We start from the raw sequence: 21,890 nt of genomic DNA, 5'->3' as shown, positions 1-21,890 counted from the left end.
ACCGGCCTTCGACACGCGTTCCGGTGACACCCGTCGGTGTGCCACAGATGTCCGCCGTGGCTGGTAGACCTTTCGCGAGCGGTCAGCGCGGGAGACCGCGCGGACGGGTGGGTACCGTCGCGAGCCGCTCATGGGCTGCGGGGAAGGCGGGCGAGCTGTGCTCGAGACCAGGTCGACAGGGTCCTTGAATGAGCATCGGCGCCAGCCGGGGTCGCCGTCACTAGGTGCGTTCCGGTTCATCGATCTCTTCGCGGGTCTAGGGGGCTTCCATGTCGCCCTCGAACGACTCGGGGGCGAGTGCGTGTTCGCTTCCGAGTGGGTTCCGGCGCTGCAAGCTCTGTACCAGCGCAACTTCGGTGTGGCCGTGCACGGAGACATCACGAAGGTCGATGTGGCCGAGATCCCGGCGCACGACTTCCTAACCGCAGGATTTCCCTGCCAGCCCTTCTCGAAGGCAGGCGAGCAGCTCGGATTCGATCACACCCTGCAAGGGCAGCTCTTCTTCGAGGTGCTACGGATCCTGGAGGAACGGAGGCCGAGCGCTTTCGTCCTCGAGAACGTCCCGAACCTGCTGAAGCACAACAGTGGTGACACGTTCGCTTTCATGCGCAAGCAGTTGGAGCGGCTCGGGTACGACGTGGCGGCAGAGCGTCGATCTCCGCATCAGTTCGGCATCCCTCAGGTCCGCGACCGCCTGTACATCGTTGGCGCCCAGGACTCTCTGGGCGAGTTCCGCTGGCCGGAGCCGGAGACTACCGACACCGACATCAATTCCGTTCTCGATGTGCTCCCGAGCGACGCGAGGCAGGTTCGAGGCAGCGCGTTGACAGCCCTCGAGGTCTGGCAGGACTTCCTGGATCGGGCACCAACCGGAACTCGACTTCCCTCGTTCCCGCTGTGGGCGATGGAGTGGGGAGCGACCTATTCGTTCGAGGAGTCGTCTCCTTGGGAGCAGCTCCGCGAAGGCGGCCATGAGAGCTTCCGAGGGGTCTGGGGATCCTTCTTCCAGCGGATTCAGGGTCTCAGCGACGAGGAGGTCGCGGATCTGCTGCCCACCTACGCGATGGCGCGTACCCCGACCCTCCCTGCATGGAAGCGGCAGTTCATCCGACAGAATCGCGACTTCTATCTGGAGCATCAGTCATGGATCGCCCCGTGGCTGCCGCGTCTCGAGGGCCTGCCTACGAGCTTCCAGAAGATGGAGTGGAACGTGAAGGGTGGGCGTCTGTCACTGGAGGATCACGTGATCCAGATGCGAGCGTCGGGTATGCGGGTGAAGCGCGCGACCAGCGCCCCCGCACTCGTAGCGATGACGGACTCCCAGGTCCCCATCATCGGTTGGGAGCGGCGTTACATGACCCCCAGGGAGTGCGCGAAGCTCCAGGGCCTTCAGGGAATCCAGCTGCCCGCAAGCGAGAAGGACGCGTACCGAGCTCTCGGTAACGCGGTGAATGCGGACGTCGTTGAGCGAATCGCGGCACACCTCCTTCAACGGTCAAGCGCTCAGCTGCGCCCCCACGACGCGCGCTCAGCTGCGCCTAGCGCTGTCGGATGATGCGTTCGCCGAAGGCGTCGACGAGTACATCGATCAATTGCGCAGCGACCGCTTCGTCGATCTGGATCGTCTGACTGACCTTCGGTTGAGATTGGCGTCCGTCGGACCCGTAGGTCGAGATCTGTACCAGGGCTTCAGGTCCGCTTCCGGCGATCGCCCATGTCGCGTCGACCTCGGTCGGGTGAGCCTGCGCAGCAGCGCGTCGAAAGGTGAAGGTCCGGATCTTGGCCACGTTCAGAGGGTACGAGTCGTTCTGGTAGCGGCGTCGATAGCGTCGAGGCATTCCTCGACGGCCGCGACAGCATCGTTGACGCGCTCATGCTCGCAGAGCCTGAGCACCTGCCAGCCGGCACCACGCAGCGCCGCATCGGTGTCGAGATCACGAGACCTGTTCTGCTCGATCTTCGACCCCCAGTAGGCGCTGTTCGAGCTCGGTCGTGAACCGTGGAAGGCGCAGCCATGCCAGAAGCAGCCGTCCACCATGACTGCAAGCCGGCGCCTGGTGAAGGCGATGTCGATCGATCGCCGAGGACGATCGGGGACGGGGAACTGGACGCGGAACCTCAGCCCGCGCGCATGCAGCGCAGATCGGAGGGCGAGCTCGGGCCGAGTGTCTCGTCGCCGATTGCCCTGCATCGTCGCTCGAGCGGCAGGGCTGGATGCCCACGACTCGTAGTCGCGGTGAGACAGCGGCACGACGAGATCTTCTCAAGCCTCTCCGCTGGTCGCGATCAGCGAGGCCTCGACTCGACGTCCATCAGTGCCGGTAATCCCGACTGTCCGAAACGGCCGCGAAGCGCCACCGACGCCTCATGCGGGTCGATCCCGAGCAGGCGCAGCGTATCGAGAGCGATGGTGGAGATGTATGACCACTGCGTCGCAGTCTGCGTCTTCTCGAGCCGAGCCCAAGAGGGCTCGTGCAGCGTCGCGCGCAGAAGGTTCGTCCGCGCGTCTCTCATCCGGGCCACGATGTCGTCGCCGAGCACCGTCACCGCAGCGGCGATCGCCACCAGCGTGCCCACGAGCGGCAGCTCCTGCCACTGAGCACCGGTTCCGCCGTCCTTGAACGTCGGCGACCAGGCCTCAGGCATCTGCTCGACCAGGGCGGCGGCTCGTGAGAGCACGGCGAACATGTCCCGCAGTCTTGCCGCGTCTCGCAGCGCATCGTTCGGGTCCTTCTGCACCCGACGGAGGAACGAGTTGATCTGTGCAGCCGTGGAGAGCCGACGCGCCCTCCCGGTGTCGTCGCGCGAGTCGTTGACGAGCAGTGACGCGGTCCAGGAGAGCACCTTCGATCGGCGATATCGGACCGTCCCAAATCCGAGCGAAGTGAGCGCTGCGGACAGCGGCCGGATGGATGCCCACCTCGTCGAGAGGAAGGGCGCAACGTTCTCGAGATCGTTGCTGTCACCTGAAGCGACCAGAACACCGCGCATGAGGTCGAGATCGTGGAACAGCGCGTTCCTGATCTCCTCCGCGTTGAGGTGCTTGCCCTGCTTGTTGTAGAGGTTGAAGACCTCATGGATCTGCGTGTGCGACGCGCGGAGGTACTCGATCACCGGGATCTTGTACTCGGTGACCCGCTCGAAGAGGTCTGCGATCTCGATCCGCTCCTCGGCGACCTCGACCGTGTCGTTGCGGATCTGCGAGTAGTACTTGCCTCGGAGCGGCTCCAGAGCGCCGCGGAGACCGGCACCGAGGCGGAACGGGAAGTAGAGCTCCTTCTCCACGCCAGCCGTGAGCGCTTCTCCGGTGATCGTCTTCCACATCGACCGGAACCGGACGTAGTCCTGCTGAAACGGGGTGAGCAGATCGACCCCGTGCTCCAGGCCGACCTCCTTCACCGTCCTGATCGCGTCCGGGTGGGATCCGATGAATCGCAGGATCGAGGTGAGCCGCTGCTTGCCGTCGACTACTTCGTATGGTGCAGCGGGATCGTGCTGAGGCTTGAGGACGATGACCGAGGGCAGGGGGATGCCTCTGAGGATCGATTCGATGAGCAGCTGAGCGTCCGCGATGGGCCAGACGTCGCCGCGCTGGTACGAGGGACTGAGATTGAGCTTTCCCCGGAGCGCCCGACTGCTGAACTCGTTGATGTTCCAGACCGCCGCCTTCGCTGCGATCGGATCGGAGGAGGACTCGATAGGGAGGCCGTCCTCGTCGCTCACGAGAGCGATGCCTGGGTCAGCCTCCTCCTCCTGCCCGAGCACCTGGTCCTCCTGCGAGCGGAGGTAGCGGTACAGGGCTCGATCGAGGAGGTCATGCAGCCGCTCGAGCGCGGCATCTGTCAGAACGAGGCCCGTAGGGGCGCCGATGAAGGCGTCCGCGGTCGCCGAGAACTGCAAGGACCTCGCGATGACTCTGGAGAGCAGGTCGCGGCTGTGGAAGGGCAGCTCCTCGTCGAAGCCGAGCCACTCCTCCACCTCCGCCAGGCAGGATGCCCAGGAGGACTCATCCCATCGCACATCCCTCGCGAAGAGCCTGCTGCTCAGTCGGGGGGCGCCGTCCGGTCCGCTCTCCGCGAGCGATAGGCGTTCGATCAGCTTCGCCGTCCGACGTTCGAGCGCCGAGCGATCCGCGTCGTCGAACTGGCCGGATGCGGGCGGACGAGTGCTGTCGTCGAGAAGCGTCATGGCCGAATTCCCTCGATTGCGAATGGTGCTGCTTGCACTGGACCACAATTTGACAGGGAATTCTGCCCCCAGGAGACGGGTGACACGCCGACGGCGTGAAAGGTCTGCTGGATCCGCGTCTGCAATTAGTCTGCTTTCGGCCACGGCGCAATGGAGGTTGGAGCTGTATTGACTGATCCCGGTACGTCATCTGCATGGTCGCGATACGACCGCTGGACTGAAGCCATCGCTGATGTCGTATTCGCGCGTCGGTCACGCGCCGGGCGCCCGGTCTACCTCGACCTCGAACCCGAGGTCCTGGAGCAGCTCGGTCGGCGCATGTCGCTGTCGGAGGAGCAGGACGTCGTCCAGGTGCTGAGGGACGACGTTCGTCGTACGACCGACAGCGGCTCTGCGCACGCGTTCCGGCCGCATCTGCGGCGCTACCTCGTGTGGCGCAGATCGAGCCTCAGGACGACACCGCCCGTGCTTCCGCTGCTCGCACTCTTCAGTCTCGCTGCTGAGCAGATGGGAAGTGGGGACGGCATGTCTCCCACGAACTACTATGCGCGGCTCGTCCACCTCATCGGCGGCGACGTGCAGTCGGTGGCCGCGAGCTACCGCGACGTGGCCGAGCGGCTGTGGGGTGGGCTGAATCTCTGGCTTGAGCGGAACGAGGGCGAGCGGGGGCTGCCCACAGCGTTTGCGCTCGGACATCGGCATGTCGGGCTCGCGGTCTCCCAGGCCCTGGTCCGCGAGACGGACCGGGAGCGGCTCCATCTCTTCTTCGAGCAGTTCGGCCTCTCGCCGACCTCTGTCGTGCCTCCCCAGGAGTTGGACCCGCTGCTCGACTCGTGGATCCGCACGAGTGGCTCCGCGGGGATCAGCCTGGCGCGGCTGTGGGACGTCCCGCTCAACAGATCCGTCATCTGCGAGGTGGCCGCCACTGAGCTGGCGGAGTGGTCCGGCGCTGTAGCGGGTCGAGTAGCGCGTATCGGACCGCAGCGCGCTCGACTGGTCGTGTCCCAGAGGAGCTTCCCCAGACCTCGTATCAGCACCGGGATCCTCGTGCCGACGAAGGAAGGCGCGCAGGAGGCGACCCTGCTGAGCGCAAGGGATGGTCAGCCGGTCACATTGCCGCTGGAGCCCTTCCGAGAGGGGCTCGCCCTGCTCGGCGAGAACGACTCCTTCGACAGCGCGGACCTGCTGACCGGACTCATGCGCGTCGAGGTCGAAGGCGTAGGGGAGGTGCGCCGCAGCCCTCAGGGTGTCGTCGTCTTCAAGCACGACGACCTCAGCAACACCTGGATCGAGACCGCCCGGGTGCTCCTCGGGGACTCGCTCATGCTCCTGGCCAGACGGGACCGCATGCCCGCCCTGCAGACGGCACTGGAGGAGATGGCTCGCCCGGGCTGGAGTGTGCGGGACGCGATTGCAGGCCTTCCCGAGGATTGGGTGCAGGTCGCCGGAATCGAGATCTTCGGACGACCGGTTACCAGGATCCCCGAGAGCAGCGACCTCGCAGCGCTGATCCCCCTGACAACCCGACAACTCCAGCTCGCTGGCGGATTGAAGGTGCCGGGGCGGGTCAGGAACCGTTGGCACGTCGCCCGTGCTCCGGAGCTTCGAGCAGTCAGTGACGAGGTCGCGGGCTTCTCGATCGCACTGATTGATCTGGGAGCGGAGGTGGAGACCTCTGACGAGGCGCTGGTGCTCGAGACCTGGAGCTCGGATGCTTCCAACAGCGTGGTCAAGGACCTCGCCGACCTCGACCTTGCTGTCGGCGAGTACGCGCTCGTGATGCAGGAGCGCGATGAGAAGGCCGCCACCTCACGACTGAGCTTCTCGCTCCGCTCGTCCGACGCCCCGGACGAGGCCTCCTGGGAATCAGCGAAGCCGGTCCAGCGTATGCGGAGTCACCCGCTCGCTGTGGTGGGTGCCGAGAGCGGCGAGGGCGGGCGGTCGACGGAGAGGCGCCCTGAGAGCCGCATGGCGCTGGAGCCCCTTCCCTGGTGGCGTCGAGGTCTTCGTGAGGAGCGCGCTGCGCGGATCGGACTCGCTCGTCCGCCGGCGGCGAGCTGCTTCTACACGGGTCGCCACCGGATGCGGATCGACACGGCCCCGGTCGATGGGCGCGGTCGGCCACTCGTCGCGACCACGCTCGGCCGCTGCGATGACTGTGGGACGGAGCGCTCGTTCTCCACCAACCCGCGCTCAGCGGAGCGAGCGAAGGAGCGGGCTGACCGCGAGGCTGCGGCGGCGCTCGCTCGATCACGAGTGGCCGAGCGACCCGCGATCCGACAGAACGGCGAGAGCGACGACCTTTGGACGATCGCGCTCGATCTCCTGGTGTACTTCGGAGGCGGCGACTACGACCTCCTGCAGCGCGTCGCGAACGAGGTCGCCGACGGAGCGCAGTTCGCAGCGCATTTCGTGAGAGTGCTCGAGGGCCTCGGTCACATCTCGGTGGCCCGCTCGTCCACGACGCTCCAGCCGGAGCGGTGGCACATCGATCCGCGCGGTGCGATTCGCACCGGACCATTCCTGAGTCTGATCGGTGCATGGAGCGACAACGAGGTCAAGGCGGTCCTCGCGGCCGGTGCAGCATCGGCAGGCGATCCCGACTCGGGCAGAACGACGATCCGGACCTTCACGGACGCGCCGCCGGAGATCGAGGAGCGGGCGCTGCACGCCTCGGCCAAGCCGTTGGTCGGCGAAGCCCTCCTCGGTATGGCAGCCACGATGCAGGAGACGCTCGCGGCCCTGCCGCGAACCAGCCCTCCCTCGACGCAGCGCCTCGAACGGTTCGATCCGAACAGTGCGTCCTGGATCGAGACCTACGACATCTCGTCAGTCGGCGCCTACCGGACGACGGATCGCAGACGAAGGCACTACGTGCGGACGCAGGTCGACCTTCGCGATGGCACCGCTGCGACCATCGACACATACGGCGCCAAGCACGCAGCGTCGGTGCTCCTGACCGGGCGAGCGCTTGCGGCGTACCACCATGCGAGCCGAGAGCTCATCGTTCCCATCGGGGCGGATCTCCCTGTCCTCTACGACCGAGCAGTCGTCGCTGAGACCCAGCGACCGCCGTTCGTCCGGCGCGGCTTCGCCATCTATGCCGATGTCTCGGCTGAGGTGGCCGGGCGTCTCGGATACCTCCTGACCCACTGAAGGGATGGCAGTGCCCACTCCGCACCCGCTCACCGTCCACCGCGAGATCGAGAGCACCGTCCTCCGGTACATCGACACCGCGTTCTCCCTGCGAGACGGATCGCTCCGTGCCGAGCGCCGCCGCCTCCTCTCGGAGCATCAGCCGCTCCTGCCGCTTCCGATGCTCGAGCCGGTAGTGCCCTACGACAACATCGTCCCGGGCATCGCCGCACTCGAGGAGGTCGGCCTCGACCGGCGAGAGGCGTCCTGGCTGCTGCGAGGACTCTTCGGTACGGACGATCCCGACTCCGTGGTCCTGCGCGAGCACCAGGCGACAGCGTTGGAGGTCGCGATGGGTGACGCCGTCGCCGCCAACCCCGTGGTGACGTCTGGGACGGGTTCGGGGAAGACGGAGGCATTCCTCCTGCCGATCCTCGCTCGACTCGTTCGCGAGGCTCGCAGCTGGCCCGCCGAGCCGGCGGCGAATCCATGGTGGACGGCGATGCCGCCGCGATGGGAGCAGCTCCGAGCGGGCCAGCGCCCGGCGGCGGTCCGGGCGCTGGTGCTCTACCCGACGAACGCGCTGGTCGAGGATCAGGTCGCTCGGCTCCGTCGAACCGTGCGGGGGATCAGCGCCGCAGGAGGCCCGTCGCTGTGGTTCGGCCGCTACACCTCGGCCGCTCCCGGCGGCACCTCCAGACCATCTCCTCGCGGCGCGCATGATCGGGCGGGGTTCATCGCCTCGCAGATGCGTGAACTCGTCGACGAGTTCGACGCACTCGACTCCAGCGACCCGTCGATCGTGGACTTCATGCCCGACCCCCGACGGGCCGAGATGTTCACCCGTTGGGACATGATCGCGACGCCGCCGGACATCCTCATCACGAACTACTCGATGCTGAATGTGATGCTGATGCGCCAGCTCGAGGAGCCGATCTTCGAGGCGACGCGGCAGTGGCTCGCGTCCGACCCGAACAACGTCTTCACCTTGGCGGTCGACGAGCTGCACCTCTACCGCGGCACCCCCGGCACGGAGGTCGCCATGATCGTCCGAGGCCTGCTCATGCGTCTCGGCCTGGAGCCGGACTCGTCGCAGCTCCGCGTGATCGGAACCAGTGCATCACTCGGGGACAGCGGCCACGACTACCTCGAGGACTTCTTCGGGGTGAGCCGCGAGCGCTTCCGGATCATCAGCGGTCGTCCGAGGGCCGTGGAAGCGACCCTGCCAGTCAGGTCGGCCGACGAGCTGAGGATGAGTTCGGCGCTCGCGGAGGCGTGCCGTGATGAGACCGGTCAGATCCGAGCCACCCCGATGGAGGTCGTGGCGGAGCGCGCCTTCGGCTCCTCCAGCGCGATCGATCAGCTCGAGCGGGCCCTGGGCGCCGTGAGCCGGGAGCCCGAGGGTGTCCGCATCCCGTTCCGTGCGCACTACTTCCTGCGAACGATGAGGAACGTCTGGGCGTGCAGCAATCCCTCCTGCGATCAGATCGACCGCAGTGCGAGCGGTTCTCGGGCCGAGGAGGACGGAGCACGTCCGGCGATCGGCCGGCTCTACGGGCGGCCCGTCCGGCAGTGCGCCTGCGGTGGGCGCGTCCTCGAACTGCTTTACTGCGGCCGGTGCGGTGACGCGAGCCTCGGGGGGCACGTGCTCGCGAGCGACCAGGACGGGGAGTTCCTCGGCGTGGACCCCACCGACACGGAGTCGGAGCGCTCCCGCTACGTCTACGAGCGGTCGACCGACGAGTACCGCTGGTTCCTGCCCAGCGAGGACAGGGCACTGACCGTCGGATCCTGGAAGCACAAGGGACCGGGCGAGGTCGAGTACACCTTCACCTTCGAGCGAGCGCGACTCGATCCGCTCACGGGCCATGTGCAGCAGACCCGGGAGGACTCGAATGGGTTCGTCATGAGCTGGACTCCGCGGAAGGGCGCGGCTGCACCTCCCTCCCTTCCCTCCCACTGCCCGAGGTGCGGGCATCATCCGACCCAGGTGTCGTTCAAGTCCGGCCAGGTGCGATCGGCGATCCGTGCGCACACGCAGGGCGCCACGCAGGCGGTGCAGCTGCTCGTGTCGAGCGTGTTCCGAACGCTCGGCGAGAACCCGGACGCCCGCCGGACGATCGTGTTCTCCGACTCGGTCGACGAGGCGGCCCGGATGTCGATGGGGCTGGGTCGGAACCACTACCAGGACCTGGTGCGTCAGCTGGTCGACAAGCAGCTGTCCACCTCCGACGACCTGCTGTCGATCGCGCGTCGTGGCGTGCGCAGGGAGGATCTCGGCACGGACCAGGCGAAGTACGACCTGGTGCGGTCCGTTCGACCGGATCTGATCGCAGCGCTCTACGAGGAGCGCGTCGGCGCACCCAGCGAAGCCGACCTGGCGATCATCGACGAGTACGAGCGAACTCAGACCGGTGGGGTGATCGGGTGGTCTGACCTCGTGCGCGGGGTCGAGCGGGACCTGATCGCCCTCGGCGTCGCACCGGGCGGCCCTCGTGCGTCGCTGGCTCAGCTCGACGAGCAGGGCACGCCCTGGTACAAGGCGTTCGAGCCGCCCGTCGCCGGCGAATGGCTACCGATCGTCGATCCTCACACCCGGAAGTCCTTCGCGGATCACTACCTGGAGGCGCTCACGGAGTCGATCGCCGACGCGTTGACCGGCGTCGATGGGCGTGACGGTGAGTCCGCGCTCGTCGGTACTTCCGGCCGCACGTCGCCGCGCGCCTGGACGGGTCGGTCCGTGAAGCGGTGCTCTCCGCGGTGCGCATCCACCTCGCAGCGGGTCGCTTCCGGCCATCCGAGCACACCAACGAATCGGCCTCGAGGCCAAAGGACGTCACCGACTTCCTCAAGCGCTGCGATGCCGCTGGTCAGGACGTGGCGGTCATCGATGCGGCGTACGAGGAGGTGCTCAAGGAGATCGCAGCCGGCAGCATCGTGGAGCTCGGAAGAGTCGGTCTTCCGCTCGCGATCGTTCCGGCTGAGGAGACGATCTGGATCTGCGACTTCTGCGGGCAGCGCCACCTGCACGCCTCCGCCGGTGTCTGCGTACGGCCTGGATGCGGCGGCACCCCGCGCCCGCAGGCTCGAGTCGCGGGCGACGAGGACTACTACGCGTGGCTCTCCCACCAGGAGCCGCTGCGGCTCGCGGTCGCGGAGTTGACGGGCCAGACCAGGCCTCCGAAGGAGCAGCAGCGTCGCCAGCGGGTGTTCCGGCACGCGCTGCTCCCGCGGCCGCGTGAGAACGAGCGGACGACACCGCTCGACGTGCTCAGCGTGACGACGACGATGGAGGTCGGCGTCGACATCGGCTCCCTCCAGTCGACGGTGATGGGCAACATGCCTCCGCAGCGCTTCAACTACCAGCAGCGTGTCGGCCGAGCCGGTCGATCCGGCCAGCCGTTCTCCTTCGCGGCGACGCTCTGCCGTGACCGGTCGCATGACGACTACTACTTCGCGAACCCCGATCGGATCACCGGGGACATCCCGCCTCAGCCCTGGGTCGACACCGAACGTCCGGCGATCCTGCGGCGCGCAGTCGCAGCAGAGCTTCTCCGTCTCGCCTTCCGTGCTTCGGCGGCTCCTCCCGCCCCGAGGGGGGACAGCGTCCATGGCACGTTCGGACTGGCATCGGACTGGCCGAGCCGAGTCGACGAGATCTCGGCATGGCTGCGCACGAGTCCGCTCGTCGACGATGTCGTGCGCCGGCTGCAGGCGTTCACCGGACTCGACGACTCGGGGCAGCTCGCGCAGTGGGCGCGGGAGTCGCTCGCACCGGAGATCTCCAAGGTCGTGGCGGACAGCTTGTTCACGCAGCCCGCGCTGAGTGAGCGCCTGGCCAACGCGGGCATCCTGCCGATGTTCGGGTTCCCGACGCGCACGCGAGAGCTGTACCGAGGTGTGCAGGGCGGGAAGGTCCTGCCGGGTGGCGACATCGCGAACAGGTCCTTGGACCAGGCGGTGTCGCTGTTCGCTCCTGGCGCCCAGATCGTGAAGGACGGCTGGGTGTACACCGCGAACGGCTTCGCAGCATTCACCGGAGTGTCTGCCAATCCGGTCTCGGCTGACCCGATGCGGTCACGGCTCGAGTTGACCCGCTGCATCCAGTGCGCGGCGATGACCGCTACGGAGACGTGGTCGACGTGTCCCGTGTGCGGGAGCGCGGTCGAGAACCTGACGGTGTTCCAGCCCGAGGGATTCCGCACGCACGAGAAGCGCGACGACACGCTTTCCGATGACCGCAGGGCTGCTGGAGCGAGCCGGCCTGAACTCGGCTGGCTGAAGGTGGATGAGGCGCACGAGCGCATCGGTGCCACCGCGGTCTGGAAGCTCGAACGCGCCAACTTGCTGACGATCAACGACAACAACGGCATGAAGTATTCGATGTACAGGCACTCCAACCGCTCGATCATCGTGCCGACCACGCCATCTGGCGCGAACGGCATGCAGCACTTCGCTGATGCGGCGATCGGCGCGCTCCGGGTGACCGACAGCGCGCTCCTGCTCATCGACCAGGTGTCGCGCCCTGAAGGGGTAATCCCGACAGAGGCGTTCAGGGTGCCGTCGGGAACCGCGGCGCTGCTGTCATTCGCTGAAGCCCTTCGTCGGGCGGCCCAGGACGAGCTGGCGGTGGATCCGTCGGAGATCGTGACCGGGATCCAGCAGCGCTCCATCAACGGCATCCGGACCGCCGCCGTCTACATCGCCGACACCTTGGAGAACGGTGCCGGCTACGCGCTCGAGCTGACTCGCGGCGGCCGGCTCGAGCGGGTGCTCACCACCATGCTGAGCGTGACGGGCGGCAGGTGGTCCTCGAGCGAGCACCTCGAGTGCGACTCGTCCTGCCCTGACTGCTTGCGGTCCTGGGACAACCGGCATCTGCATCCGCGGCTGGACTGGCGCCTGGCGCTCGACGTCTGCGAGCTCGCCCTCGGTCTTCCGCTCCAGGAGAGGCGCTGGTTCGATCTCGCATCCCGCGCCGCGCGACAGTTCGGGCTGGCATTCGGGGAAGCCCTCGACGGTCTGAGCTTCGAGGAGCATGGAGGGCTGACTGTGCTCCGCTCCGGACACAAGCGCGTCGCGGTCGGGCATCCGCTCTGGACGCGCGAGGCCTCGGACTTCAACGATCGTCAGCAGGAGGTCGTGGCAAGCGCCGGCCTTGTCCAGTGGACAGACGTCCGCACCCTGCAGAACAGGCCGGATTCCGTGTATCGACTGCTCGTGAGCTGATGACTCCAGCCAGAGTGTGGTCGCCGGTTATCTGGCGGATTCGTACCCGACGGATATCGGGTCCTTCTCCGCTACGCCCGTCCCGTCCGGAAGCTGATCGGCTATATCGCCCGCCGCCTCCCTCGAATCCGGCGGATTCGAATCCGGACTACACCCTCGGGTGCGATGGTTCCGCAGGCTCGCTTGACGAGAGCCTGCGCATCGAGCCCGATGCCAAAGTCGACTAACAGGTCGGTGTTTACGTGACTTCTCGCGTGATGGCGGGCAGAGAGGATCACGAACCGCCTCGCATTCGCCTTTCACCATGGCGAACCGTCAGAGCCTGTCCTGCAGGTGTTCACGGAGCCGGGGGTCCGAGACGTACACGTACGTCCCACGAATCCCGCGCGTCAGGAGCACCCCGTAGATGTCGGCGATGTAGCGACCTAGATCGGCGTCGCTGTACTCGATGCCGAGCAGCTTGTTGTTCTGTTTCCCACGCTTGTCGAAGTAGGACTCACGAACGCCGACGAGCCTGCCGGACGACGGGTCGATCCGCAGGTCGTCGCCGACGATGACGCCCGCGTAGTTCAGGTCGTACCCCTGCACCGTGTGGATCGAGCCGACCTGATCGACCGCGCCCGGAGACGTGATCCAGTCGACCGCTGTCTTGTTCCACTGCAGGCCGTATCCGTCGATCTCGATGTCTACGGCCGCGGCGTCGGTCCTGCTCCTCCACTCCCATGCGTAGCCGGCGACCAGACGACACAAGCCGTACTCGCGATCACGCATGCGGATCGCATCGTGCATCGCACGGATGTCATCGAAGAACCGGATCTCGTAGTCGGACGCGGCGATCCGGGCACGGGCCTCGAGCGCGGACACAGGCGCGCTCACGTCGAGCAGTGCACGCACGTGGTCGACGTAGTCCCGCCCGCCGCGGACGCGCATCTGGGTCCGGAGCTCGGCCGCGAGTTCGACGGAACACCTCCTGGACCGAGCGTCGCAATGACTGCTGCGGAATCACGAATCCGACGTTCAGTGCGCTGTAGGCCGTGCGGGTGTCGAGGGAGAAGAGCGCTGAGAGCGGGGACTCGCTCTCGCCCTCAGGGTCGGACTGTGGCGCCCCGAGGTCGGCAATCAGCTTCATGAGGAAGATCCCCACGATCGTCTTGCCGGTTCCAGGGGCACCCCGCACGACGATCGTGCAGTCCTCCTTTGCGAGGAGGCGATCGGCGACGATCCGCATGATCCCTTCGACCGTGTCGGTCTGCTCCGGCGTCAACGCCTTGAATGGGGAAAGCTTGTACAGATCGTCGTTCTCGATCGCCCCGATGTCGCGAGTGAACAGGCCCTCCCGGCGTAACTCCTCGAAGATCGTCTCGAACGACTCCTGGTATCGCGCGCGCTCGAAGTAGTTGCCGTCGACGACGCCGTCATTGCGGTTGATGACCTTGAACTGCCCGTCACCCGCGAACAGGCGGATGAGAAACGACTCAAGATCGAGCGCGGCGGACTTGTTGAAGCGCTCGTTCAGGATCACGCGCACGGAGCGCATGTTCGCCTTCGTGCCCGACTCGAGATGCTGGCGGAGGCGGGCCTGTGCGTTCAGCGTCTCTCCGACGTACACCTCTATATCGCCGGCGCGATTCGTCCCCGGTGCGACGCTGTCCAGCACGTATACGACCGGCCAGTTGCTGTGTGAAGCACTGGATTCCGACCACTCCCGGACCGCGTCGGCATCGAATGCGAGCCGCATGACCTCAAAGCCGGTCATACTTCTCCGACCGTCCCCGAGCGCGATCCACCGGGTACTTGCGCGCGTTCTCATCGATCTTCGACGTGATGAGTTCGTCCACGTCCGCGCCCACCCGGTCGGCCAGCAGAAGGCAGTAGATCAGCACGTCGGCGAGTTCGCGCCTCACCTCCGACGGGTCCGCGTCCGAGGACCACTGGAAGCACTCGAGTAACTCGCCTGCTTCGATCGCGATGCTCTTCGCAAGGTTCTCCGGCGAATGGAACTGGGACCACTCCCGCTCCTGCACGAAGGCGCGGACCGCAGCGCTACTCGTCTCCCAGACCACCGCTGAACGCTAATCGTTGCTGATGGCTACCCGTGGGCGCAGAGCCGACAAGCTCGTCACACGCGGCCGAACGCTCGACCAAGCAGCCCTGTGAGAGCGGTCGCCAGGGCCTGCAATGCTGATCCTCGCCGTGCTACGATGTAGCACATGGGTACGGCGGGCATCCGGGAGCTGAAGCAGAATGCGTCTGCGGTCGTGGCGCAGGCGGCCGCTGGTGAGACGGTCGTCATCACCGATCGAGGGCGGCCGGTCGCGCAGCTCACGCCCTTGTCGGATTCGCCCTATGCCGAGATGCGTGCGGCCGGGTTGATCAGGCCAGCGACGCGGTCGATGCGCGATCTTTCGAAGCCCGAGGCCGGTGAACCCGTCTCTCCGATCCTTGAGGCGATGAGAGCTGACGAGCGGTAATGACCGTCCACTACATCGACACCTCGGCGCTGGTGAAGCTGGTTGTCGCCGAGCGGTACTCCGACGAGATGTGGACGTGGGTACAGCCGGAACGAACGCTTGTGACGAGCGATCTGACCCGCACCGAGTTGATGCGTGCTGTGACGCGAGTGCATCCGCTTCGTGCGCAGCGCGTGCGGGCCATCCTCGATTCGATCGACACGGTTGGGCTCACTGCTCGCGTGCTGGATGAGGCGGGTCGCCTGGCGACGCCTGAGCTTCGATCGCTCGATGCGATCCATCTGGCGGTCGCCCTGTCATTCGGCGACGACCTGAGTTCGGTCGTCACGTACGAAAACCGACTCGGGTCGGCAGCGGCAGGCGCCGGCTTGGCGGTCGAAGCGCCAGGAGCGACTGGAGCCGATCATGGCTGAGCAGCTGAGGCTGCGTCTGTCCGCGGCCGAGTTGCATGCCGTGCATGTACGCCCAGATATCGAGGTCGCCTCTGTCCGGGAAGTCGTGCGGCGAGCGATTCGCGACTACTTCGACGCGCGCGGTCGTGCTGAACTCGTCGATCGGGTCCTCGATCGCGCGCTTCCGCGGTACGCGCAAGCGATTAAGCGACTCGCGATAACCAGCGATCTCGGCAACGCCCTCGAGCAGGGCCGGAGGCCGTGACTGCGCCTGTCTCATACAGGCGGTACGTCCGACCCCGACGAGGTGTTGTGGTGTCGGTGTCCGACCCCGGAGGTGTGATGGCGCCATGCTCCGACTCGTGCCCGATGGCGACGACGCCGACCGTCGCGCCGGGGAGGCGCTGCAGGACATCATCGCGCCGATGCTCGAGGACCTGACGGCTAGGCGCCTCCGCCGTCACCAGCGGGCGGAGGCCGATCTGCGGGCCTGCATCGAGGTGACCGGGGCACAGCACCTCGATGACGATGAGCGGGTGCTGCTCGAGCTGGAGCGGTCGATCGATCCGACCGGCGCCGTCGCACGCACCGCACCCGCCGGAGTCCTGCTGCTCGTGCTGCCGTCGTTCCTCGAGGACCCGAGGTGGGACGGCGAGGACGACATCGACCGGAAGGCGCGCATCGACCTCATGCTCTCCATCGCGCGGTGGTGCGTGCGGCTCCCGGAGCTGCGCGACGTCGACACGGACGACGCCATGGAGGACGTGCTCGATGCCTGGCGGGTCGCGCACCGGCGGCTCCGGTTCGACAAGGCCCGTCGGGCGCGCGAGCGGATGGACCCTGCGTTCCGCGCGATGCTCGACGACGTCATGGTCCGCAGTGGCATCCCTCGTCCCTACTACGGACCCTGATCTCCTCCATCGCCGGCATTGCAGTTCGCCGTGGCTGACCTCGGTCCCGCCCCCACCGCGATCGTGCTCAGCCGCGGTACCAGTTGCGCTCCCAGCGGTGCGCCTTCAACTTGTCCACCATCTGCTGGGGGAGCGCGTCCCGGTCGCTCGTGGCCGCGTTCCGCTCCACGTTCCGGACCGTGCGCATTCCGGCGATGACGGTCGAGACGGCGGGATGCGACAGCACGTAGCGGAGCGCGACGTCGGGCACGTCGTCGACGCCGATCCCGAGGTCGTCCGCCAGCGCCTGCACGTGCTGCTCGACCTGCGCCGGGCGGTCGCCCTGGAAGAAGGTGCGGCGGAAGTCGCCCTCCTCGAACGTCGTGTCCTTCGTGATGCGCCCGGTGAGCCCGCCCTCGTCGAGCGCGACGCGGACGATCACGCCCACGCCGCGCTCCTGGCAGGCGGCGAGCAGCTGCTCCTCCGGCTGCTGGTGGAACACGTTGTAGATCACCTGCACGGTGTCGACCGCGCCCGACCGGATGAGGGCGAGGGCGTTCTCCGGCTCGTAGTCGTTGATCGAGATGCCGAAGAACCGGAGCTTGCCCTCCTGCTTCAGCGCCTGGACGGTCTCCAGCCAGTCGCCGTGCCCGACCCACTCGTCGCTCCAGACGTGGAACTGCACGACGTCGAACGCGTCGAGCCCGCTCGCCTTGAGGCTCGTCTCCAGGCTCGCCCGGATGTGCTCGCCCGGGAACGTCTGCTCGACCGGGACCGCCGCCCGCGCGGGCCACTCGCCGTTCCTCGGCGGGACCTTCGTCGCGACGATCGGGCCCTCGCCGCGGTGCTCCCGGACGACCCGGCCCACCAGCTCCTCGCTGCGGCCGTACCCGCGCGCTGTGTCGATGAACGTGCCGCCCAGCTCGATGAAGCGCTCGAGCGCCCGCAGCGACTCGTCGTCCTGCGCGCCGACCCAGCCGCCGCCGGCACCACCGATGCCCCACGCGCCGTAGCCGATGTCGGACACCTTGAGGCCCGTGCGGCCCAGCTCCCGGTACTGCATGTCGTCTCCTGTCGTCGGAACGGGAGACGCTAGACGCTCAGACCGCACGGAGGATGAGCGCCGTCGCGGGCGTTCAGCCGGTGACGAGCTCCCGGAAGAGGTCCGCGACCTCGTCGGGCGAGAACCCGAGGGTCGCGTCTCCGATGCTCAGCTCCACCCGCTGCGCCCCGGGGTCCTGCGTCGTCGCGATGCCGCGGAAGGTCCAGATGCCCCGGGTCTCCGCGATGCGGCGGACGGCGGCCTGCACCTGGTCGGCCGGCGCGTCCAGCAGGACGTGCATCATCGGCACCTGCGGCGGGTCCGGCAGCACGCGGACGCCGTCGACGTCGCGCAGCGCGGCGGCGATCGCCCGCGCATGCGCCAGGTACTCGGGCATGCGGGCGAGGCGCTTCGGCAGCAGCGACAGTGCGGAGGCCGCCGCGGGCCAGAGGCCGTAGAGGGTGCCGCCGAGGCGCTTGCGCCACTCCCGGACCTCCGCGATCACGTCCTCCTCGCCCGCAAGGCAGCAGCCGGCCAGCGCGCCGATGCCCTTGTAGAACGACACGTAGACGGTGTCGAACGGCGCCGCGAGCTCGGCGGGGGAGCGGCCGTATCCGGCGGAGGCCTCCCAGAGCCGCGCGCCGTCGCAGTGCACGGTCGCACCGCGGGATCGGGCCCACGCGATCTGCTCGAGCACGTCGTCCCACTCGGGCAGGAGGCCGCCGAGCTCGCGCTGCGGCAGCTCGAGCAGCAGCGCTGCCGGAGGCTCGGCGACGGCCTGCAGGTCTGCGAGCGTGATCAGCCGGTTCGGGTCGCCGACGGTGCGCCCGTGGAGGCCTTGCACCCGCTCGAGCGCGCCGTCCTCGTGCAGGGCCAGGTGGCAGGTCGGATGGAAGAGCACCGTGCGGCGTGCGGTGCGGTCGGCGTGGACGCGCAGCGCGGCCTGCTGCGCCATGATCCCGCTCGGCAGAAAGACCGCGGCCGGCTTGCCGAGCAGGCGGGCGACCTCCGCCTCGAGCGCCGCGACCACGCCTCCGGCGCCATAGACATCGACCTCCGTGTCCGGCGGGATCGTCGCGAGCAGGTCCGCGGCCCGGACCGGGCCGTGGCCGGCCAGGTGCCGATCGCAGCTGTCGCGCAGCGCGGAGAGGTCGTCGTCGTCCGTCATCGGACCAGTCTCGGGCCGACGCGCCGGGAGCTCCCACTGTGGGCGTCGGGGAGCGCGCGGACGGTCAGATCGAGATGTAGGTCGAACCGGTCGTGAGGTCGGTGGTCATGCTCCCGCTCCGCAGGAGCTGGTGGAGCCTGCCGTCCGAGTCGGAGACCGTGGAGGTGCTGCCGGTCTCCGAGATCACGAACCCGGACTTGCCCGTACTCAGGTCGGTCACCATGCTGCCGGTGCGCAGCACCGAGTGCATCCTGCCGTCCGGCCCGAAAAGGTTCGAGATCCTGCTCATGGTGGGAGAAGCTACTCCGCTGCTCGGACACCGTTCCCGCCCCAGGTCGAGTGGGGCGCACGCCCGTTCCGGAGCGATCAGACGAACCGTGTTCCCCTGGTCAGCATCCGATGTCGGAGGTGCGGTGCATCGTCTCCGCATGGCTGCTGTACCCCGCCGTGGACCGTCGCTCTGGACGGTGCTGTTCGCCTTCTCGCCGATCCTCGTGCCGGCCGCGATCATCGGTCTCTGCTTCGCCTACTTCTTCATCCTCATGATCATCAGCGCGTTCCAGAACGGCTTCGCGGCCGGTTGCGCGGCGCTCGCGGGGCTCATCGGGACGCCGACGCTAATCCTGCTCTGGCTCCGGGCCGTCGGCAGGGTCGCGCTCGGGTGGGGGAGGGCCCCGGAGCCCCAGACGTTCGTCCTGCACCCGACGGTCGAGGAGCGGTACGCCGCGGGCGACTTCGTGCATCGCGACTATGAGCAGGACAAGCGCGAATGGGAGGCGTACCGGCGCGAGCAGGGGTGGTGAGCTCGTCGGCGCCTCCCGCAAGCGGGTCGGCTACTGCGTGAACGCGACCGTGAGCGCCCACCCGGTCCCGATCGGCGCTCGGACGGTGAGCTGGGCGGGCGGCGCTCCGGAGTAACGGACGACCGTCGGGGCGACGCTGCCGTCGCGGAGTGCGGGCCCCTCGAGGGCGACGGTCTCGAGCGCGGCGTCGTCGTGCGAGCCCTCGCGGTGACGCTCTGCGACCCAGCCGATCGGCGCCGGGTCCGAGGAGACGAGCGACACGATCAGCGTGCCGCCGGTCGGTGGTGCGCCCGACAGATCGAGCGGCATGACGGCGCTGCCGCTCCCCGAGGTCGCCTGCCCGGCGATCGGGCCGTGGCGCAGCGTGATCGTCGCCGGCATCAGGAGGGGACCCGGGGTCGGGCGTGCGGTGCCGCTCCAGGGCTGAGCCGCTCGCCGCGTGGGAGGCGGAGAGGTTGTGCTCGTGCGGGCGATCGCGGTCGAGATCGTTCCGAGACCGAGGACCAGGAGGACGCCCGCCGCGCCGAGCACGATCGGCCAGCGCGACCGGCGTGGAGCAGGTGCAGTGAGCGCCGACGCCTCGGTCGGCTCCGGCGCGGTCTCGTCGGGGGCGGGCGGCTCCTGCTCCGCCGACCTCCGCTCGAGGAGGGCGGCGTAGGCCTGCCGGTCCGCATCGGAGGCGCTCGGGCCGTAGACGCGACGGCGGAGCGCTTCGAGCGCCTCCTGGTCGCTCATCGGCCGGTCGTGCACCGGCTGACCTTCATTCGTCGTCGCGGAGCTCCCACGGGATCTCGCCGACCAGCACGACCGGCTCTGCGGGAGGCAGGTCGAACTCGCCGGCATTGAAGATGTCGCCGACGGCGCTCAGGTGCCCGATGTGCACCGCGGTCTGGCGTCCGTCGACCGTCGTGATCGGCACGTCGCCCAGGTGGTGCTCGGTGGTGGGCTCGGAGATGCTCATGCGTCCATCTCCGCATCCCTCGTCCTCCTGACGACCGCGGCGCACCTGAGTCCCGGTGATCGTGCGGCTGCTGCCCGGGATCTTCCCAGAGAGCGGCCGACTCACTTCCCGTACCCGGAGAAGTCCTCCTGGTGGACCCGGGAGGACTTGACCCCCGCCTTTGACAGCGCATCGACCGCTGCGTCGACCATGGGCGGCGTCCCGACCACGTAGTGATCCTGCTTGCGGGGCTCGTCGAGCACGGACCCGAGAGTCTCCGCGGTGAGCCGCCGCCGTTCACCGGTCCAGTCGACGTCGCGCGTCATGACCGGGACGAAGGTGAAACCGGGGCGCTTCGCGGCGAGTCGATGCAGCTCGTCCAGGTACGCCGCTGAGGAGCGTTCCCGGTTGAGGTAGATCAGGCTGACCGCGCTGAGCCGATCATCGTGGTCCAGCTCGCGCAGCATGCTGATGAACGGTGCGATCCCGATCCCGCCCGCGATGAGGGAGAGCGGTCGCCGAGGCTTCGACGGAAGCACGAGGTCGCCCTTCACCCGCTCGATCCGCACGCGGTCCCCGTCTCGCAGCGCGTCGAGGGAGCGCTTGTAGCCGCTCGGGCCGGAGCGCGTGACCACGACGATCCGGTCGCGCTCGTGCGGGGCGTTGACGATCGAGAACTTGCGGCTGCTCTTGCGGTCCGGCCATCGCAGCCGACCGAGGTCGACGCGGCAGTACTGGCCGGCTCGGAACTCGATGCGCTCCTCCGGGAGGAACGTGAGCTCGACGGTGCCGGCCGCGACCTCGCGCCGGCCGCGCAGGACTGCGGCCGTGCCGTGCTTCACCGCTACACCGGCGCGGGTCGCAGCCGGGCGGTCACTCAGCGGCCGACTCTGCTTGCTCGCCGTTGTCGACGATCGAGCCGTCCTTGAACAGGATGCCGCGGGCGATCTCCCGCCACTGCGGCTTCGCGCGGAGCAGGAACTCGAGCTCCATGCTGAAGTGCTTGTACTCCTCCCCGAGGGAGTCGAGCATGATGGCGCGGGCGGACTCGTCGGGCTCGACCGAGATCCGCTGCTCGTACCAGCCGATCGCCTCCGCCTCCTCCGAGAGACTCGCGCACATCCGCGCGAACGTGCGCACCTCAGCAGAGAGCTCCTCGGGCGGCTCGTGGTACTGGTCCGTCGGCATATCGTCTCCTTTTCTGGAGGCGGCAATCGCGTGTTCGAGCGCCCCGGGTGGGCGCCCCGACCGCCTCCGTGATCGAGGCTGACACGGGCGACTGGACCTCTCCTTGCGGTCTCCAGGCCGTTCGCTATCCGTGAGGTGGGCGGTTCATATGGACCGAGTCGGGGTGGTCTCGAGGCTCGCTTCGCTCGCACCTCGACCGACGAAATCCTGCGAACGCGGTCAGTGGGTTGCGAGGGTCAGGAGGAACTGGCCGCCGCCCGGCTTCACGTCGGTGGTGACGCGGAGGTCCGGTGCGAGGCGGGAGAGGCGGTCGACCAGCCAGTCGGCGGCCTGATCGGCGTCCTCGCGGCTCGGGCAGCGGGCGACGACCTCGCGGCCGCCCTTGCGGGAGAGACGCTCGACCGTCTCGACGATCGGGGCGGGATCGATCACGAAGAGGTCCGA

General features: G+C 67.9%; 21 protein-coding genes and 1 pseudogene. 9 read left to right on the top strand and 13 right to left on the bottom strand.

The features are described from left to right. The first annotated feature begins 130 nt into the window (after window positions 1-130). A complete protein-coding gene (locus ACTHLI_RS03430) occupies window positions 131-1,555 on the top strand; it encodes a DNA cytosine methyltransferase (RefSeq protein WP_440181511.1) in 1,425 nt (474 codons plus the stop codon). Here the strand turns inward: ACTHLI_RS03430 and ACTHLI_RS03425 are convergent. The 3 genes from ACTHLI_RS03425 to ACTHLI_RS03415 are packed head-to-tail and all read right to left on the bottom strand — an operon-like array spanning window position 1,539 to window position 4,332. Further along, entirely contained in the window at window positions 1,539-1,787 is a 249-nt protein-coding gene (locus ACTHLI_RS03425; RefSeq protein ID WP_440181510.1) for a hypothetical protein, read from the bottom strand. The genes ACTHLI_RS03430 and ACTHLI_RS03425 overlap by 17 nt on opposite strands. A 2-nt stretch (window positions 1,788-1,789) precedes the next feature. Beyond that, window positions 1,790-2,251, bottom strand: coding sequence for a very short patch repair endonuclease (locus ACTHLI_RS03420; RefSeq protein WP_440181509.1), 462 nt, complete (start codon window positions 2,249-2,251; stop codon window positions 1,790-1,792). Between the two features lie 35 nt (window positions 2,252-2,286). After that, a complete protein-coding gene (locus ACTHLI_RS03415) occupies window positions 2,287-4,332 on the bottom strand; it encodes a DUF262 domain-containing protein (RefSeq protein ID WP_440181508.1) in 2,046 nt (681 codons plus the stop codon). 174 nt (window positions 4,333-4,506) lie between these two features. On the opposite strand from ACTHLI_RS03415, the gene ACTHLI_RS03410 reads away from it, so the two are divergent. Genes ACTHLI_RS03410 through ACTHLI_RS03400 form a run of 3 tightly spaced genes read left to right on the top strand, consistent with a single transcriptional unit; the run spans window position 4,507 to window position 12,552 of the window. Continuing rightward, window positions 4,507-7,344 (top strand): hypothetical protein, encoded by a 2,838-nt coding sequence (locus ACTHLI_RS03410; RefSeq protein WP_440181507.1) that lies wholly within the window; start codon window positions 4,507-4,509, stop codon window positions 7,342-7,344. A 4-nt stretch (window positions 7,345-7,348) separates the two neighbouring features. Next, window positions 7,349-10,486: a DEAD/DEAH box helicase gene (locus ACTHLI_RS03405; RefSeq protein ID WP_440181506.1), complete on the top strand. Its 3,138-nt coding sequence runs from the start codon at window positions 7,349-7,351 to the stop codon at window positions 10,484-10,486. Between the two features lie 44 nt (window positions 10,487-10,530). Beyond that, window positions 10,531-12,552, top strand: coding sequence for a Zn-binding domain-containing protein (locus tag ACTHLI_RS03400; protein ID WP_440181504.1), 2,022 nt, complete (start codon window positions 10,531-10,533; stop codon window positions 12,550-12,552). A gap of 315 nt (window positions 12,553-12,867) precedes the next feature. Here ACTHLI_RS03400 and ACTHLI_RS03395 read toward each other — a convergent pair whose 3' ends face one another. Beyond that, on the bottom strand, window positions 12,868-13,482 hold the full coding sequence (locus ACTHLI_RS03395) for a DNA/RNA helicase domain-containing protein (protein ID WP_440181502.1): 615 nt from the start codon (window positions 13,480-13,482) through the stop codon (window positions 12,868-12,870). Between the two features lie 812 nt (window positions 13,483-14,294). Next, window positions 14,295-14,615 (bottom strand): nucleotide pyrophosphohydrolase, encoded by a 321-nt coding sequence (locus ACTHLI_RS03390; protein WP_440181501.1) that lies wholly within the window; start codon window positions 14,613-14,615, stop codon window positions 14,295-14,297. A gap of 147 nt (window positions 14,616-14,762) precedes the next feature. On the opposite strand from ACTHLI_RS03390, the gene ACTHLI_RS03385 reads away from it, so the two are divergent. From ACTHLI_RS03385 to ACTHLI_RS03370, 4 genes are all read left to right on the top strand, one after another. Further along, the gene (locus ACTHLI_RS03385) at window positions 14,763-15,023 is read left to right on the top strand and encodes a type II toxin-antitoxin system Phd/YefM family antitoxin (protein ID WP_440181500.1); all 261 of its coding nucleotides are present in this window, start codon (window positions 14,763-14,765) and stop codon (window positions 15,021-15,023) included. Continuing rightward, the gene (locus tag ACTHLI_RS03380) at window positions 15,023-15,436 is read left to right on the top strand and encodes a type II toxin-antitoxin system VapC family toxin (RefSeq protein WP_440181499.1); all 414 of its coding nucleotides are present in this window, start codon (window positions 15,023-15,025) and stop codon (window positions 15,434-15,436) included. The genes ACTHLI_RS03385 and ACTHLI_RS03380 overlap by 1 nt, the downstream gene beginning before the upstream one ends. Next, entirely contained in the window at window positions 15,429-15,680 is a 252-nt protein-coding gene (locus ACTHLI_RS03375; protein ID WP_440181498.1) for a ribbon-helix-helix protein, CopG family, read from the top strand. Before ACTHLI_RS03380 ends, ACTHLI_RS03375 begins: the two co-directional genes overlap by 8 nt. Window positions 15,681-15,765: 85 nt before the next feature. Continuing rightward, a complete protein-coding gene (locus tag ACTHLI_RS03370) occupies window positions 15,766-16,326 on the top strand; it encodes a hypothetical protein (protein ID WP_440181496.1) in 561 nt (186 codons plus the stop codon). 67 nt (window positions 16,327-16,393) lie between these two features. Here the strand turns inward: ACTHLI_RS03370 and ACTHLI_RS03365 are convergent, their stop codons facing one another. The 3 genes from ACTHLI_RS03365 to ACTHLI_RS03355 form a co-directional block, all read right to left on the bottom strand. After that, window positions 16,394-17,368: an aldo/keto reductase gene (locus tag ACTHLI_RS03365; protein ID WP_440181495.1), complete on the bottom strand. Its 975-nt coding sequence runs from the start codon at window positions 17,366-17,368 to the stop codon at window positions 16,394-16,396. A gap of 73 nt (window positions 17,369-17,441) precedes the next feature. Next, the gene (locus ACTHLI_RS03360) at window positions 17,442-18,515 is read right to left on the bottom strand and encodes a threonine aldolase family protein (RefSeq protein ID WP_440181494.1); all 1,074 of its coding nucleotides are present in this window, start codon (window positions 18,513-18,515) and stop codon (window positions 17,442-17,444) included. Between the two features lie 64 nt (window positions 18,516-18,579). Then, a complete protein-coding gene (locus tag ACTHLI_RS03355) occupies window positions 18,580-18,804 on the bottom strand; it encodes a hypothetical protein (protein ID WP_440181493.1) in 225 nt (74 codons plus the stop codon). 139 nt (window positions 18,805-18,943) lie between these two features. Between ACTHLI_RS03355 and ACTHLI_RS03350 the strand changes: the two genes are divergently transcribed. Then, window positions 18,944-19,318 (top strand): hypothetical protein, encoded by a 375-nt coding sequence (locus ACTHLI_RS03350; protein ID WP_440181491.1) that lies wholly within the window; start codon window positions 18,944-18,946, stop codon window positions 19,316-19,318. Window positions 19,319-19,348: 30 nt separating this feature from the next. Here the strand turns inward: ACTHLI_RS03350 and ACTHLI_RS03345 are convergent, their stop codons facing one another. The 5 genes and pseudogenes from ACTHLI_RS03345 to ACTHLI_RS03325 all read right to left on the bottom strand — a co-directional run. Then, window positions 19,349-20,053 (bottom strand): hypothetical protein, encoded by a 705-nt coding sequence (locus ACTHLI_RS03345; protein WP_440181490.1) that lies wholly within the window; start codon window positions 20,051-20,053, stop codon window positions 19,349-19,351. 25 nt (window positions 20,054-20,078) lie between these two features. Continuing rightward, complete coding sequence (locus tag ACTHLI_RS03340; RefSeq protein WP_440181488.1) at window positions 20,079-20,279, bottom strand: hypothetical protein; 201 nt, start codon at window positions 20,277-20,279, stop codon at window positions 20,079-20,081. A 101-nt stretch (window positions 20,280-20,380) separates the two neighbouring features. Continuing rightward, entirely contained in the window at window positions 20,381-21,100 is a 720-nt protein-coding gene (locus ACTHLI_RS03335; RefSeq protein ID WP_440181486.1) for a ferredoxin--NADP reductase, read from the bottom strand. A 31-nt stretch (window positions 21,101-21,131) separates the two neighbouring features. Continuing rightward, window positions 21,132-21,446 carry a ferritin family protein gene (locus ACTHLI_RS03330; protein ID WP_440181484.1) on the bottom strand — a complete coding sequence of 105 codons (315 nt, stop codon included), beginning with the start codon at window positions 21,444-21,446 and terminating at the stop codon, window positions 21,132-21,134. Window positions 21,447-21,665: 219 nt separating this feature from the next. Continuing rightward, window positions 21,666-21,890, bottom strand: a pseudogene (locus ACTHLI_RS03325) (hypothetical protein); the annotation flags it as partial.

The sequence above is a fragment of the Amnibacterium sp. genome (assembly GCF_051956055.1).
Taxonomy (GTDB): domain Bacteria; phylum Actinomycetota; class Actinomycetes; order Actinomycetales; family Microbacteriaceae; genus Amnibacterium.
Note: the sequence above shows the minus strand (reverse complement) of the source record. Positions and strands in the feature narration are given on the sequence as shown.